We start from the raw sequence: 14,879 nt of genomic DNA on the forward strand, positions 1-14,879 counted from the left end.
GGAGTGAGCGGGGTGTGCGAGCCCCGCAGTCGCGAACGAAGGCGGCACGGTGAGCGATGCGGTCGAGCAGCTCCCGGCCGCCGGCGTGCCGTCGGTGCGCCGCAGCCGGGACGTGCCGATGCTGGTGGAGCGGGCCCGCGCCGGTGACCCCCGGGCGGTGGCCCGGCTGATCACCCTGGTGGAGTCCGGCGACGAGGTGCTGCCGCAGGTGGCGGCGGCCCTCGCCCCGTACGCCGGCCAGGCCCAGGTGGTCGGGCTGACCGGGTCGCCCGGGGTGGGCAAGTCGACCACCACCAACGAGCTGGTCCGGGCGCTGCGGGCGCGCGGCCACCGGGTCGGGGTGCTGGCCATCGACCCGTCCAGCCCGTTCACGGGCGGGGCGATCCTCGGCGACCGGGTGCGGATGCAGGACCATGCCACCGACCCGGGCGTCTACATCCGGTCGATGTCCAGCCGGGGCCACCTCGGCGGGCTCTCGGCGGCCACCCCGCAGGCGGTCCGGGTGCTGGAGGGCGCCGGCTGCGACGTGGTGCTGGTGGAGACCGTCGGCGTCGGGCAGGCCGAGGTGGAGGTCGCGTCGCTGGCCGACACCACGCTGGTGCTGCTCGCTCCGGGCATGGGCGACGCCATCCAGGCGGTCAAGGCCGGCATCCTGGAGATCGCCGACGTCTTCGTGGTCAACAAGGCCGACCGGGACGGCGCCGACGCCACCGTCCGCGACATCCAGGGCATGATCGCCCTGGGCGAGCGGGGGCCCGGCGAGTGGCGACCGCAGGTGGTCCGGGCGATCGCCGTGCGCGGCGAGGGGATCGACGACGTCGCCGCCGCGATCGACAAGCACCGCGACTGGCTGGAGCGCCACGACGAGCTGCGCCGCCGCCGGGAGGCGCGGGCCGCCGCCGAGATCGAGGCGATCGCGCTGGGCGTGCTGCGCGCCCGGATCGGCTCGCTGCGCGACGGTACGGAGCTGTCGACGCTCGCCGCGAAGGTGGCGCAGGGGGCGCTCGACCCGTACGCCGCGGCCGACGAGTTGCTGGCCCAGCTCGGCTCCTGAGCCGTCCACTGCGGACCCCGCCGAACGAGTACGCTCGCACCGCCCCACGGCACCGTGGGGCGGTGCGCGCGTACTGGGGGAGAAGCATGGGCGACGAGGCGACGCAGGAACTGTCGGTGACCCCGGACGCGGTGGCGGGCGGGACCACCCAGGTCTCCGACGAGGTGGTGGAGAAGATCGCGGTGGCCGCCGCCCGGTCGGTCCCCGGGGTGGCGGAGCTGGGCGGCGACGTGGCCCGGTTCTTCAACTCCGTCCTCGACCGGGTCGGGCTGGACCAGGTGGGCGACGCCCGGCGCGGCTGCTCGGCGCACGTCACGAACGGCGCGGCGGTGGTCAACCTGGTCATCGTGATCGACGCCGGCCGGCCGGTGCCGCAGGTGACCGAAGGGGTGCGGGCGGCGGTCACCCAGGCCGTCGAGGCGTACGGGCTGCGGGTTGACGAGATCAACATCCGGGTCGACGACGTGGCCCTGGGCGAGCCGGCCGCGCCCCCGGCCTGAGTCGGGCTACCGGTCGGTACGAGCTTCCTTAGCGATCGTTCAGTGGGGGTTCTACACTCGGTGTCCGGACGAGGACCCGAGGAGGAGCCCCGCGCATGAACGCCGACGAGATCGCTGCCGGACGGGCGCGCTGGCAGGCCCGCTACGACGCCGCGCGCAAGCGGGACGCCGACTTCACCACGCTGTCCGGGATGCCCGTCGACCCGGTCTACGGCCCACCCGAGGGGGCCGCGTACCCGGGCTTCGAGCGGATCGGCTGGCCGGGCGAGTTCCCGTACACCCGGGGGTTGCACCCGACCGGCTACCGGGGGCGGGCCTGGACGATCCGGCAGTTCGCCGGCTTCGGCAACGCCCGGCAGACCAACGAGCGCTACAAGATGATCCTCGGCGCGGGCGGCGGCGGCCTCTCCGTCGCGTTCGACATGCCGACGCTGATGGGCCGCGACTCCGACGACCCGCAGGCGCTCGGCGAGGTCGGGCACTGCGGGGTGGCGGTCGACTCGGCCGCCGACATGGAGGTGCTCTTCGACGGCATCGACCTGGCCGGCGTCACCACCTCGATGACCATCTCCGGCCCGGCGGTGCCGGTGTTCTGCATGTACCTGGTCGCCGCCGAGCGGCAGGGCGCCGACCTGTCCACCCTCGACGGCACGCTCCAGACGGACATCTTCAAGGAGTACATCGCGCAGAAGGAGTGGCTGTTCGACCCGGAGCCGCACCTGCGCCTGATCGGCGACCTGATGGAGTACTGCGCCCGCGAGATCCCCCGGTACAAACCGCTGTCGGTCTCCGGGTACCACATCCGCGAGGCCGGCTCGACCGCCGCTCAGGAGCTGGCGTACACCCTCGCCGACGGGTTCGGCTACGTCGAGCTGGGGCTGTCGCGCGGGCTGGACGTGAACGTCTTCGCCCCCGGCCTGAGCTTCTTCTTCGACTCGCACGTGGACTTCTTCGAGGAGATCGCCAAGTTCCGCGCCGCCCGCCGGATCTGGGCCCGCTGGCTGCGCGAGGTGTACGGGGCGACCAGCGAGAAGGCGCTGTGGCTGCGGTTCCACACCCAGACCGCCGGGGTGTCGCTGACCGCCCAGCAGCCGGTCAACAACGTCGTCCGCACCGCAGTGGAGGCGCTCGCCGCGGTGCTCGGCGGGACGAACTCGCTGCACACCAACGCCCTCGACGAGACCCTGGCCCTGCCCACCGACGAGTCTGCCGAGATCGCCCTGCGTACCCAGCAGGTGTTGATGGAGGAGACCGGGGTGACCAACGTGGCCGACCCGCTCGGCGGCTCCTGGTACGTCGAGGCGCTGACCGACCGGATCGAGGCCGAGGCGGAGGAGATCTTCGCCCGGATCCGGCAGCTCGGTGGCGAGGGGCCGCACCAGATCGGCCCGATGACCTCCGGCATCCTGCGCGGCATCGAGGACGGCTGGTTCACCGGCCACATCGCCGAGTCGGCCTTCGTCTACCAGCAGGCGCTGGAGAAGGGCGACAAGAGGATCGTCGGGGTCAACTGCCACACCGGCACGATCGCCAAGGACCTGGAGATCCTGCGCATCTCGCACGAGGTGGAGCTGGAGCAGCGCCGGGTGCTGGCCGAGCGCAAGACCGCGAGGGACGACGCGGCGGTCGCCGCGGCGGTGACCCGGATGGTCGAGGTGAGCCGTACCGGGGAGAACATGATCCCGGCGATGCTCGACGCCGTCCGCGCCGAGGCCACCCTCGGCGAGATCTGCGACGCGCTGCGCGCCGAATGGGGCATCTACCGCGAACCAGCCCGCTTCTGACCGGGCGTCGCCGCACCCTGGCCGGGTGCGGCGACACCACCGGTGACCAGCCGCGAGAGTCACAGTTGTCGCCGTCGCGGTTGATCTGAGTTGGGCGGCGGTCGTGCGAGACTAGGTAACCATGAGCGACCCACGGATCACCTCGTCGATCTTCACCCGCGGCGCGGTCGACCTCAGCGCACTGCGCGGCACCGCACCGGCCCCCACCCGTTCCAGCACACCGGCCCAGGCCGGCCCGCCCCCCGGTCTGCCGGGCGGCGGCGCCACCGGCGGCGGGGCCGCCGTGATCGACGTGACCGAGGCCACCCTCCAGTCCGAGGTGCTCGAACGTTCCGTGGCCCTGCCCGTCGTGGTCTTCTTCGGCGCGGCCGGCTACCCGGAGAGCGACCAGTTCGCGCCGGTGCTGGAGCGGCTGGCGGCCGAGGATGGCGGCGCGTGGGTGCTGGCCCGGGTCGACGTCCAGGACAACCCGCGCATCGCCCAGATGTTCCAGGTCCAGGGGATCCCCACCGTCTACGCGGTCGTCGGCGGCCGGCCGGTCGACGCGTTCTCCGGGGTGGTCCCCGAGGCCCAGCTACGCCAGTGGATCGGCGCAGTGCTCAAGGCCGGCGGGGTCACCGTCGCCGAGCCGGAGGACCCGCGCCTCGACGAGGCCGACGACGCCCTCATGAGCGGCGACCTGGACGCCGCCGAGCAGGCGTACCGGAAGATCCTCGCTGAGTCGCCGGCGGACGCCGCGGCCGAGGCCGGGCTGGCCCAGGTCGGGCTGGCCCGCCGGGTCGCCGGTGCCGACCCGGGCGCGGCGCTCGCCGCCGCCCAGGCCGACCCCGACGACGTCGCGGCACAGCTCCTCGCCGCCGACGTCGAGGTGCTCAGCGGCATGGCGGAGCAGGCATACCAGCGCCTGGTCGGCCTGGTCCGGCGCACCGCGGGCGACGACCGGGAGAAGGTACGCCAGCACCTGGTGGGCCTGTTCACCGTCGCCGGGCCGGACGACCCCGCCGTCGCCTCCGCCCGCCGGGCCCTGGCCAGCGCCCTGTTCTGAGTTCCGCCGCACGCCAGCGCGGGCCGGCGTTCGCCGGCCCGCCCGACCCACGAGGACGGGAGCCCATGATGCGCCGGATCGCCGTCCTCGACGCGCCGTCCAACCTCGGGCTGCGCCCGCCCACCCCCACCGCCGTCCCCGGCTGCGGCAAGGCCCCGGGGGCGCTGCGCGACCAGGGCCTGCTGGCCCGGCTGCGGGCCCGCGACGCCGGCTGCCTCACCCCGCCCCGGTACGACCCGGGCGACTGGCGCCCCGGCGACGGCGTCTGCCATGCCCCGGAGATCGCCGCGTACTCGGCCGCGCTGGCCGACCGGATCGGCTCGATCATCGACCGGGGGGAGTTCCCGCTGGTGCTCGGCGGGGACTGCTCGATCCTGCTCGGCTCGGCGCTGGCCATGCACCGGCTCGGCGAGGCGGTCGGCGGGCGGATCGGGCTCGTCTTCGTCGACGGCCACTCCGACTTCCGGCACCCCGGCAACGCCTCCTACGTCGGGGCCGCGGCGGGGGAGGACCTGGCCCTGGTCACCGGGCGGGGGCAGGCCGACCTGGCGGCGATCGAGGGGCGCAGGCCGTACTTCCGGGACATCGACGTGGTGGTCCTCGGCATCCGGGCGCAGGACGAGTACCGTCTCGACCTCCAGGCCGCCGGGATCACCACCCGGCCGGTGCCGGCGCTGCGCGCCGAGGGCGCGGCCCGCACCGCCCAGTGGGCGCACGAGGAACTGGCCGACTGCGCCGGTTACTGGGTGCACGTCGACGTGGACGTGCTCGACCCGGCGGTGATGCCGGCGGTCGACGCCCCGGACCCGGGCGGAATCGCCTTCGCCGAGCTGGAGATCCTGCTCGCCGGGCTGGTGGACACCCCGCACTGCCTCGGCGTCGAGCTGACCGTCTTCGACCCCGACTACGACGCCGACGGCGCGTACGCCGCCGAGATAGTCAACACGGTGGTGGCCGGGCTGGCCCCGGTCACCGCCCCGAGCGCGGTGCCGCCCCGGCTGCTGCCGGCGGCCCCCGGCCCGCGCCGCCCCTCGGCCAACCGTCCCCTCCGGTCCGCCGCCTTCCCCGGGTCGGCGGTCCTTTCCGCGTCCGGCGCCTTCCCCGGGTCGGCCGCCTTCCCGGCCGAGGCGCCGCACCGGGCCGAGGCGCCGCACCGGGCCGAGGCGCCGCACCGGGCCGAGGCGCCGCACCGGGCCGAGGTGTCACACCGGGCCGAGGTGCCGTACCCGGTCGTATCCGGCGTGCCCGCCGGGTCGGTCACTCCCGCAGGCCCCGCCGATCCGGGCACCCTTGCCGGACCGGCCGACCCCGTCGCCGGAGTGGCCGACCCCGTCGCCGGGCCGGACGAAGCGGACGGACCGATCGACCCCGTCGACCCCGTCGCCGAACCGGACGAACCGGACGGGGCGGGGGATCCCGTCGGCTCTGCCGGTGGCGGCGCGGGGCCGGTGCTGGAGCCCGTCGGGCCGCCGGCCTCGGTCGGGCCGGGCCTGCTGCGCCGTGTACCGGCGCCGGCGCCGGGCGACAGCCTCCCCGGGACGGAGGACGACGCGCAGTCCACCGCCGGGATCGCCTGACGCGCTCCCGGTCCACCGCCATTCGTCCGTCGCGGTCGACGCCGCGATCCGGCACCCCATCCACCTTGATCGTCACCAGGTCACTGACAACGGGGGCCCAAGCGTGCCGGATGCCCCGTTGTCAGTGACCTGGAGTTGATCAAGGAGTGGGCCAGCGCGCGGCTGGTGGGCGTCGTCGGTGCAGTGCCGGTGGGCGGTCAGGAGGCGGCGAGGGCGCGCAGGAAGCGCTCGCTGACCGGCACCGCGCTGGCCGCGCTGGACCCGCCCTGCTCCACGAAGACCGCGAACGCCACGTCGCCCTGCCAGCCGACGAACCAGGAGTGGGTGTGCGCGGGGTTGTTGTCGTACTCGGCCGTGCCGGTCTTGCCGTGCACCGGGCTGCCGGGGACGTCCTTGAGGGCGGTGGCCGTGCCGGCGGTGACCACCTCGCGCATCATGGTCCGCAGCGGCTGCACCGACTCCGGCTTCAGCTCCGGCCCGGCGGGCGCGGCCTTGGCCGGGGCCGGATCTTCGACCAGCTTCGGCTGCTCCCAGCGGCCCCGGGCGACGGCGGCGGTGGCGGCGGCCATGGCCAGCGGGCTGACCACGGTGGTGCCCTGCCCGAACGAGGCGGCGGCCTGCTCGGCCGGGGAGCCGTTGGCGGAGACCTTGCCGGTGAACGCGTCCACGCCGAGGTCCCATCCGGCCTCCAGGCCGAGCGCCCGCCCGGCCTGGGCGAGGCCGTCCGCGCCCAGCTTCGGGGCGAGCGCGGCGAAAGCCGTGTTGCAGGACTTCGCGAAGTCGGTGCGGAACGGCACCGAGCCGAGGGCGAAGTTGTCGGAGTTCTTGAACGACCGGCCGTCCACGGTGAAGGTCTTCGGGCAGGCGACGGGGCCGTCGAGGGTGATCGCCCCCCGGTCCAGCAGGCCGAGGGCGCTGACCATCTTGAACGTCGAGCCGGGCGGCACCTGGGCGGTGAAGGCCAGGTTCTCCCCGGCCGCGCCCGGCCCGTTCGCGGCGGCCAGCACCGCGCCGTCGCTGATCCGTACGGCCACCAGGGCGGACCGGCGCTTCTCGGCGCGCAGCGCGGCGTCGGCGGCGTTCTGGGTGGCCACGTCGAGGGTGGTCCGCACCGCCTGGCCGGGCGTCGGCTCCTGGCGGAACAGCTCGGTGCCCGTCGGCACGACGGTGCCGTCCGGTCCCGGCCGCTCGCTGATCACGGTGAGCCCCGGCGCGCCGCGCAGCCGCTCGTCGTACCGGCCCTGGAGGCCGCCGTGGCCGACCAGGTCGCCCTTGCGGTACCGGTCCGGGTGGGCGGCCAGGTCGTCGGCCTGGGCCTGGTCCACCGAGCCGAGCAGCGCCCGGGCGAACTCGCGGGTGGGGGCGAGGTCGAGCTTCTCCGCCCGGAACTTGGTGCCGGGCAGGTCGTAGACGCGTGAGCGGATCTGCCGGTACGCCTCGTCGCGCAGCGTCACCACCTCGACGAACGCGTCCGGGGCGGCCTCGGCGAGGCGCTTGGGCAGGTCGGCGAGGTCGACCGGCGGGGTGATCGCCGGCCGGATCGCCCGGAACGCGGCGTCGAGCTGCCGGGTCACGGCCTTCACGTCGGTGACCTCGCTCGGTTGCAGCCCGACCCGGACCACCGCCCGGGGTGCCACGATCGGCTGGCCCGCGCCGTCGAGCACCCCGGCCCGGGGCGCGGCGACGCGGCGCACCGCGAGACGGTCGCCCGGGGTGAGCTGCTCGTGCACCACCCGCGGCTCCCAGATCACCTGCCACTGGTCGTCGCCGCCCCGGGTGAGCCGCACCTGCCGGTCGTACCCCCAGCGGGTCCCGCCCGGCAGCGTCCAGTCCACCCGGACGCCGGCGGTCGCGATGTTCGCGTCGACCTTCGGGTCCCCGGTGCGGCGCAGCGCCGGTGGGGTGGCCGCCAGCTCGCCGGACAGCTCCCGGATCTCCCGCGTCACGTCGGCGGCGGGCAGCTTCCTCCCGGCCGGGTCGACGAAGCCGACCGCCTGGAGGTCGCCCTTGCCCCAACCGGCCAGGAAGGCGTCCACGGCGCGTTCCGGGCCGTCCTCGGTCGAGCAGCCGGCCAGCGCGCCGGCGGCCAGCGCGGTGGCCGCGAGCGCCGCGACGAGCCGGCGGGAACGCGGGTGGCGGGGCCCACCGAGGGGATACGACAGACGCATGGAGCCGTCCTTTCGGATCTCGGGCTCCCGCCACGGTAGTACGGCCCCGTCCGACCCACTGCCCCGCCCGGCCCGCCACGTGCGCAAAGAGGGCTCGGCGAAGTGTGATGAACATCCCGAGCCGGGGTACTCCCCAGCCGGCCGACCACGTATCTGCAACGGGTGAAAGGACAGAGTCCCGAACCGGAAGTCCGGCTGGTGGTCCGCCGACGGAGGCACGGACCGACAGGGCCTAGGCTGGGCGGCAGAGTGACCCACAACGCGGTGGGTCGAGGGGAGTGGCACCGATGGACCGGCGTCCGGCGATCAAACCGGGACCCGACCTCCGGCAGGATGACACCGGCCGGGACGACAACTTCGATTCGGCGACCGACGGGGACGGCTTCGGCCGGCTTGACACAGGAGTGACCGGGGTGACCGGTTCGAGCATCGACACCATCTATGATCTCGGGCTGCCCGCGGAGGCGCTGACCGACGACGTGGAGGACGCCGAGCTCGACGAGCCGGTGCCGAACGCGGAACGCCTGGTCGCTCAGGCGGTCGCGCTCGCCGGCGACGACCACGACGCGGCTACGCTGGTGGGCCGCTTCTGGCGGTTCGCCCCGGACGAGGAACTGATCGGGTTCACCGCCGAGGAGATGCTCGACGCAGCCCGGGCGCACTGGGACCTCGCCCGCCAACGGGTGCCGGGCGAGCTGAAACTACGGATCCACGAACCGGATGCCGACCAGCACCACACGGTGATCGAGATCGTCACCGACGACATGCCGTTCCTGGTCGACTCGGTGACCGCACTGCTCAACGCCCACCACCTCGACGTGCACCTGCTGGTGCACCCGCTGGTGGTGGTCCGCCGGGAGCCGCTGGGCCGGTTGACCGAGGTCTCGGCCGACGTGGAGCCCGACGACGCGGTCGCCGGGGACCTGGTCGAGAGCTGGATGCGGATCGAGATCGACCCGGTCCGCGACGCCGGCGAGCGGGAGAAGCTGCGCCGCGAGCTGCAACGGGTGCTGACCGACGTGCGCGAGGCGGTCGAGGACTGGCCCAAGATGCGCCAGCGCGCCCTGGCGCTGGCCGACGAGCTGGCCGCCGCCCGGACCGCCGACAACCGTCCGCCAGTGCCGGAGAAGGACATCACCGACTCGGTGGAGCTGCTGCGCTGGCTGGCCCACGACCACTTCACCTTCCTCGGTTACCGTGAGTACCGGCTGGTGGACGCCCCCGGCGGCGAGGGCTCGGCGCTGGAGGCGGTGCTCGGCACCGGCCTGGGCATCCTGCGCTCGGACTCCCCGGAGGCGCGGGCGCTGTCCTCGATGACGTCCGAGGCGCACGAGAAGGTGCTGGAGAAGCGCCTGCTGATCATCACCAAGGCGAACTCCCGGGCCACCGTGCACCGCTCGGCGTACCTGGACTACATCGGCTTCAAGATCTTCGACGAGGCCGGTCAGGTGGTCGGCGAGCGGCGCTTCCTGGGGCTGTTCTCCACGGCGGCGTACCGGACCAGCGTCCGGGAGCTGCCGGTGGTCCGCCGCAAGGTGGCCGAGGTGCTGGACCGCTCCGGCCTGAGCCGGCGCAGCCACTCCGGCAAGGACCTGCTCCAGATCCTGGAGACGTATCCGCGCGACGAGCTGTTCCAGATCAAGACCGAGGACCTGTACCACGCGGTGATCGGCGTGTTGCGGATGGCCGGCCGCCGGCAGCTACGGGTCTTCCTGCGCCGGGACGCCTACGGGCGGTTCATCTCCTGCCTGATCTACCTGCCCCGGGACCGGTTCACCACGCAGAACCGGCTGCGCATGCAGGACATCCTGCTGCGCGAGCTGAACGGCGTCGGGGTGGACTACACCACCCGGGTCACCGAGTCGATGCTGGCCCGGGTGCACTTCATCGTCCGCACCGACCCGACCCGGCCGCCGGGCGACATCGACGCGGACCTGCTCGCCGAGGAACTGGCCGACGCCACCCGGCTGTGGGACGACGACTACCGGCTGGTGCTGGAGCGCAAGCTCGGCGACGAGCAGGCCAAACACCTGTTCAGCCGGTACGCCGACGCCTTCCCGGAGGGCTACAAGGACGGGCACACGCCGTACGAGGCGATGAAGGACCTGGCGAAGCTGGAGCTGCTGGAGGAACCCGGCCAGCTCGAGATGCACCTGTTCCGCAAGCAGCTCGCCCCGCGCGGCAACGGCGCCGGCCGGGGCGCGGACCTCGACGAGGCGATGGACGTCCGGTTCAAGGTCTACCGGTACGGCGAGCCGATGGTGCTCTCCGCGGTGCTGCCGGTGCTGCACTCCCTCGGCGTCCGGGTGGTCGACGAGCACCCGTACGAGGTGGACCGGGTCGACGGCCGGGTCTACCTGTACGACTTCGGCCTGCGGCTGCCCGAGGGGCACCAGGACCTGGCCGAGGTGCGCCCGCACGTGGAGAACGCCTTCGCGGCGGCGTGGCGGGGCGAGGCCGAGGTCGACGGCTTCAACGAGCTGGTGCTGCGCGGCGGGCTCACCTGGCGGCAGGTGGTGGTGCTGCGGGCGTACGCGAAGTACCTGCGGCAGACCGGGGCGGTCTTCTCCCAGGAGTACATGGAGCAGACCTTCATCGCGTACCCGCGGATCACCACGCTGCTGGTGGAACTCTTCGAGGCCCGCTTCGCGCCCGGGGAGTCGACCATCGAGCAGCGCCGCGAGCGCAGCGGCGAACTGGTGACGGCGATCGGCGCCGCGCTGGACGACGTGGCCAGCCTCGACCAGGACCGGATCCTGCGGTCGTACCTGACGCTGATCCAGGCCACCCTGCGCACCAGCTTCTACCAGAAGCCGATCGGCGGGCGGCCGAAGGCGTACGTGGCGTTCAAGCTGGACCCGCAGGCCATCCCGGACCTGCCGGCCCCGCGGCCGAAGTTCGAGATCTTCGTCTACTCGCCCCGGTTCGAGGGCGTGCACCTGCGGTACGGGCCGGTGGCCCGGGGCGGGCTGCGCTGGTCCGACCGGCGGGAGGACTTCCGGACCGAGGTGCTCGGCCTGGTCAAGGCGCAGATGGTGAAGAACGCCGTGATCGTGCCGGTGGGCGCCAAGGGCGGCTTCGTGCTCAAGCAGAAGCCGGGGGACCGGGACGAGGCGGTCGCCTGCTACCAGGAGTTCGTGGGCGCGATGCTCGACGTCACTGACAACATCGTCGCCGGCGAGATCGTGCCGCCCGAGGACGTGGTCCGCCACGACCCGGACGACCCGTACCTGGTGGTGGCGGCGGACAAGGGCACCGCGACGTTCTCCGACATCGCCAACGAGATCTCGGCGGCGCACAACTTCTGGCTCGGCGACGCGTTCGCCTCCGGCGGCTCGGCCGGGTACGACCACAAGAAGATGGGCATCACCGCCCGGGGCGCCTGGGAGTCGGTGAAGCGGCACTTCCGGGAGCTGGGGCACGACACCCAGGCCCAGGACTTCACCGTGGTCGGCGTCGGCGACATGTCCGGCGACGTGTTCGGCAACGGCATGCTGCTGTCCGAGCACATCCGGCTGGTGGCCGCGTTCGACCACCGGAACATCATCCTCGACCCGAATCCGGACGCCGCCACCTCGTACGCCGAGCGCAAGCGGCTGTTCGGGCTGCCCCGGTCGTCCTGGGAGGACTACGACCGGTCGCTGATCTCCGAAGGGGGCGGGGTGTACCCGCGCGGGGCGAAGTCGGTGCCGGTCTCGCCGCAGGTCCGGGCGGCGCTCGGGCTGGACGACGATGTCAGCCAGCTCTCCCCGCAGGAGCTGATGAAGGCGATCCTCACCGCGCCGGTGGACCTGTTCTGGAACGGCGGCATCGGCACGTACATCAAGGCGTCCAGCCAGACCAACGTGGAGGTGGGCGACAAGTCCAACGACGCCATCCGGGTGGACGGCAAGGCGCTGCGCTGCCGGGTGGTCGGCGAGGGCGGCAACCTCGGCTGCACCCAGCTCGGGCGGATCGAGTACGCCCTGGCCGGCGGGCGGATCTACACCGACTTCATCGACAACGCGGCCGGGGTGGACTGCTCCGACCACGAGGTGAACATCAAGATCCTGCTCAACACGGCGGTCGCGGACGAGGCGCTGACCCGGCCCGAGCGTGACGAGCTGCTGGCCGGGATGACCGACGAGGTCGCCGAGCTGGTGCTGCGGGACAACTACGACCAGGCCCGGGCGATCAACAACTCGCAGGCCCAGGCCGCCTCGCTGCTGCCGGTGCACCGCCGGATGATCAGCGAGCTGGAGCGCTCGGGGGCGCTGGACCGCGCGCTGGAGGCGCTGCCGCCGGACGACGAACTGGCGGTGCGCACCGAGTCCGGGCTGACCGCGCCGGAGTTCGCGGTGCTGCTGGCGTACGTGAAGATCGTGCTGGAGCGGGAGATCCTGACCGAGGGCCTCGCGGACGAGGAGTGGACGACCGACGTGCTGGTCAACTACTTCCCGACCCCGATGCGGGAACGGTTCGCCGACCGGATGGGCCAGCACCGGCTGCGCCGGGACATCGTGACCACCGTGCTGGTGAACGAGGCGATCAACCGGGGCGGCATCTCGTTCGTGTTCCGGGTGGTCGAGGAGACCGCGGCGTCCGCGGCGGACGTGATCCGGGCGTACGTGGTGGTCCGCGAGGTGTTCGGGTTGCGCGAGCTCTGGGACGCGGTCGAGTCGCTGGACAACAAGGTCGACCCGGAGTTGCAGACCGCCGTCTACCTGGACACCCGGCGGTTGCTCGACCGGGCGGTGCGCTGGCTGGTGACCAACCGGCGCTCGCCGATCGACGTGCCGGCCGAGACCGCCCGGCTGCGCGACGGGGTGGCCCGGCTGCTGCCCGGCCTGGAGAACCTCTTCTACGGCAGCGAGCGGGAGGCCATCGCCGCGCACATCGACGAGATGACCTCCCGGGGGCTGCCGCGCGACCTGGCCGAGCAGGCGACCCGGCTGATGTACAGCTTCGGCCTGCTCGACGTGGTGGAGACCGCGGCGAGCACCGGGCGGGACGTCGGCGAGGTGGCCTCGGTCTACTTCGTCCTGTCCGACCGGTTCCGGGTCGACTCCCTGCTGTCGAAGATCTCCCTGCTGCCGCGGGAGGACCGCTGGCAGACGCTGGCCCGGATGGCGCTGCGTTACGACCTGTACGCCGCGCTGGCCGCGCTCACCGCGGAGGTCCTCGGCTCCACCCCGGACAGCCTGCCGCCGCTGGAGCGGGTGTTGCAGTGGGAGCAGTCGAACGCCACCTCGATCCACCGCGCCCAGCGGGCGATGGGGGAGTTCGACGAGTCCCGGGCGGACCTCGCCGCCCTGTCGGTGCTGCTGCGCCAGATCCGTACCCTGGTGCGGACCTCGGCGGCCTGAGCCGCCCGGAAAGCGCCGCGGCCGGTCGGTGTCCCCGATCGGCCGCGGCGCTTCCCGTGGGTCGGCCGTGCCCACTTCTCAGCCGGTCATCGTCGCGAAGGCGACGACGTTGTCCCGGTAGCTGCCCGCCTTCTCGTCGAACTGCCCGCCGCAGGTGACGACCCGCAGGCCGGCCCGGTCGTTCGGTCCGTACACCAGTTCGGTGGGAAAGGCGGTCTTCGGGTACGCCTTGACCTCCTCGACGGTGAAGGCGACCTGGCTGCCGTCGTCCCGCGACACCGTGATGGCGTCGCCCGGCCGGAGCGAGCCGAGTTCGAAGAAGACGGCGGGACCGCCGACCTTCGCCGAGTCGACGTGCCCGACGATCACCGCGTTGCCGGTCTCGCCGGGGCTCGCCCCCGGGGAGTACCAGCCAGCGCTCAGGGCCTGCTCCAGCGGCGGGACCTGGACGGTGCCGTCGGGGTTGGTGCCCAGCGTCATGATCGGGGCGTCCACCCCGATCCGGGGGATGGCGATGGTGGTCGGCGTGGCTCGGCCCAGCCCGGCCGCCGGCTGTCCCTCGCCGGCCGGCCCGGTGTCGGGGTCGACGGAGTTCTGGTCGACGCCGGTGTCGGCGGGGCCGGCGGTGGCGCGGACGTCCGGGCCGGCCTGCGACAGCGGTTGAGGCGGGCGGGGCGCGGGGGCGCTGCGCAGGGAGGCACCCACCAGGCCGGCGCCGACCATCGCGAGCATGACGACGACGGCCGCGCCGGCGGCGCGCCACGGTCTCCCGTGGCGGCCGCCGGCCGGTGTCGCCGTCACGTCAGACGAGGGACCCATTGGCCCGACGCCGCCGAATCAGCACGATGCCGCCGAGCGCCGCGGCGCCCAGCATGCCCGCCCCGGTGGTGGCCATCCCGCGGTCGGTGCCGGTGGTCGCGCCGCCGTCACCGCCCTCGACGTGGCCGCGCGGCAGCACGACCAGCTCGCCCTCGCCGCAGGAGCCGTGGAGCTCGTAGCGGCCCGGCTCGGCGTCCTCGGCAACCTCGGCCTCGCCGAAGTAGACGAAGTCCTTCTTGTGCTCCCAGGACCGCTCGTCCTCGCCCTTACCCGAGTCGTTGCCGTACCCGGAGTCCTTGCCGTACTCCGAGTCGTTGCCGTACCCGGAGTCCTTGCCGTGCTCCGAGTCCTTGCCGTACCCGGAGTCCTTGCCGTGCTCCGAGTCCTTGCCGTACCCGGAGTCCTTGCCGTACTCCTTGCCGTGGTCCTTGCCGTACTCCTTGCCGTGGTCCTTGCCGTACTCCTTGCCGTGGTCCTTCTCGGACTCCTTGCCGTGGTCCTTCTCGGCCTTCTGGTCGTGCTGGTAGCCGCCCCAGTCGTCCTCGCCGTAGGAGTCGGCGGCGGCGCCGCCGCCCTTGCCACCCTGC

Annotated in this window: 7 protein-coding genes and 2 pseudogenes; 6 read left to right on the top strand and 3 right to left on the bottom strand. The window is 73.4% G+C overall.

All coding sequences use genetic code 11. From position 1 onward, the window contains the following. Positions 1-49: 49 nt before the first annotated feature. The 5 genes and pseudogenes from meaB to C5N14_RS23520 form a co-directional block, all read left to right on the top strand. Entirely contained in the window at positions 50-1,054 is a 1,005-nt protein-coding gene (gene meaB / locus C5N14_RS23500) for a methylmalonyl Co-A mutase-associated GTPase MeaB (protein WP_117670720.1), read from the top strand. 86 nt (positions 1,055-1,140) lie between these two features. Continuing rightward, positions 1,141-1,554, top strand: a complete 414-nt coding sequence (locus C5N14_RS23505; protein WP_117670722.1) for an Asp23/Gls24 family envelope stress response protein — start codon at positions 1,141-1,143, stop codon at positions 1,552-1,554. A gap of 95 nt (positions 1,555-1,649) precedes the next feature. Next, entirely contained in the window at positions 1,650-3,338 is a 1,689-nt protein-coding gene (locus C5N14_RS23510) for a methylmalonyl-CoA mutase (protein WP_117670724.1), read from the top strand. Positions 3,339-3,459: 121 nt separating this feature from the next. After that, a complete protein-coding gene (locus tag C5N14_RS23515; RefSeq protein ID WP_117670726.1) occupies positions 3,460-4,383 on the top strand; it encodes a tetratricopeptide repeat protein in 924 nt (307 codons plus the stop codon). Positions 4,384-4,448: 65 nt separating this feature from the next. After that, positions 4,449-5,453: pseudogene (locus C5N14_RS23520) on the top strand (arginase family protein); the annotation flags it as partial. Positions 5,454-6,157: 704 nt separating this feature from the next. On the opposite strand, the gene C5N14_RS23525 reads toward C5N14_RS23520, so the two are convergent. Continuing rightward, on the bottom strand, positions 6,158-8,128 hold the full coding sequence (locus tag C5N14_RS23525; RefSeq protein WP_117670728.1) for a penicillin-binding transpeptidase domain-containing protein: 1,971 nt from the start codon (positions 8,126-8,128) through the stop codon (positions 6,158-6,160). A gap of 287 nt (positions 8,129-8,415) precedes the next feature. Here C5N14_RS23525 and C5N14_RS23530 point away from each other — a divergent pair, with 287 nt between their 5' ends. Then, positions 8,416-13,473, top strand: coding sequence for an NAD-glutamate dehydrogenase (locus C5N14_RS23530; protein ID WP_117670730.1), 5,058 nt, complete (start codon positions 8,416-8,418; stop codon positions 13,471-13,473). 78 nt (positions 13,474-13,551) lie between these two features. Here the strand turns inward: C5N14_RS23530 and C5N14_RS23535 are convergent, their stop codons facing one another. Together C5N14_RS23535 and C5N14_RS32345 are read right to left on the bottom strand one after the other, a co-directional pair. Further along, complete coding sequence (locus C5N14_RS23535) at positions 13,552-14,274, bottom strand: class F sortase (RefSeq protein WP_117670732.1); 723 nt, start codon at positions 14,272-14,274, stop codon at positions 13,552-13,554. 1 nt (position 14,275) lies between these two features. Next, positions 14,276-14,879: pseudogene (locus C5N14_RS32345) on the bottom strand (hypothetical protein); the annotation flags it as partial.

It is taken from the genome of Micromonospora sp. MW-13 (genome assembly GCF_003434305.1).
Taxonomy (GTDB): Bacteria; Actinomycetota; Actinomycetes; order Mycobacteriales; family Micromonosporaceae; genus Micromonospora.

Excerpts from the sequence above, each read along its gene's own strand:
- C5N14_RS23515 (WP_117670726.1), top strand. The coding sequence starts at position 3,460 with ATGAGCGACCCACGGATCACCTCGTCGATCTTCACCCGCGGCGCGGTC.
- C5N14_RS23525 (WP_117670728.1), bottom strand. The coding sequence starts at position 8,128 with ATGCGTCTGTCGTATCCCCTCGGTGGGCCCCGCCACCCGCGTTCCCGC.
- C5N14_RS23530 (WP_117670730.1), top strand. The coding sequence starts at position 8,416 with ATGGACCGGCGTCCGGCGATCAAACCGGGACCCGACCTCCGGCAGGAT.
- C5N14_RS23510 (WP_117670724.1), top strand. The coding sequence starts at position 1,650 with ATGAACGCCGACGAGATCGCTGCCGGACGGGCGCGCTGGCAGGCCCGC.
- C5N14_RS23505 (WP_117670722.1), top strand. The coding sequence starts at position 1,141 with ATGGGCGACGAGGCGACGCAGGAACTGTCGGTGACCCCGGACGCGGTG.